At 62.1% G+C, this 927-nt stretch carries 1 protein-coding gene; it reads left to right on the top strand.

From position 1 onward, the window contains the following. Positions 1 to 765 (top strand): hypothetical protein (locus tag H8S23_RS13840; protein WP_186888943.1); only part of this gene is annotated, 765 nt, incomplete at its 5' end. Positions 766 to 927 lie beyond the last annotated feature (162 nt).

The raw sequence follows: 927 nt of genomic DNA, 5'->3' as shown, positions 1-927 counted from the left end.
GAGCCGCTGTTTCTGACGCGGCTGGGGGTGTATGCGGTGACGAGCCAGGATATCACGGGGGAGAAGATCAGCAATCTGCGCAGCTTTTACCTGAACGGGGCGCTGCTGAGCGAGCGGGGCCTGGAGGACGCGTTCGCCTTTGTCTACAAGGACATGTACTGGCTGTGTCTGAATGGGCACGCTTACATCCTGGACGGCCTGCAGGCGACCCAGACCGACCGGTCGGCCCCTTACTCCACGCGGCAATACGCGGGCTTTTACTGCACCAACATCCCGGCGCGGGTGCTGTGGGAGCAGGACGGGGCGCTGTGGTTTGGCACGGCGGAGGGGAAGGTGTGCCGGTTCTGCACCGAGCCCGGCGCGCTGACCAGCTACAGCGACGACGGCGCGCCGGTGAGGGCCTGCTGGCGCACGCCGGACGTGTTCGGGAAGAACTTTTACAGGAACAAGACGTTCAGCCGGTTTTACATTGGGCTTGCCAGCGCGAGCGCGACGGGCTTCCGGGCGCTGGCACGGGTACAGGGGCTGTGGGAAGAGCTGCTGCGCGATTTTGCGACGGCGCGGTATTTCAGCTATGCGAACCTGACCTATTCGAAGTTCACCTACTCGAACGACGACAGCCCCCGCACGATCGGGGACAAGATCCGGATCAAGAAAGTGGACAAGGCGGGATTTCTGGTGGAAAACGGGGAGCTGAATGAGCCGTTTGCGCTGGATTCCATTGCGCTGGAGTTTGTGGAGACGGGGCATTACAAAGGAGGTTAATATGGCGTTTGAGAAGATCACCGAAGCCGACACCAACGGAAAAGGGAACGTGGGCCGGCCGGACACGCCGGGGGTCTCTTCCGCGGAGATGCAGCGGATATTGGACGAGCTGCCGCGGGAGGTCATCATCCCGAAATTCAACGGCCTGGTCGAGGCGCTGGA

It is taken from the genome of Anaerofilum hominis (genome assembly GCF_014287275.1).
Lineage (GTDB): Bacteria > Bacillota > Clostridia > Oscillospirales > Ruminococcaceae > Pygmaiobacter > Pygmaiobacter hominis.
The sequence above is the reverse complement of the archived record's forward strand: the minus strand, read 5'-3'. Positions and strand labels throughout refer to the sequence as shown.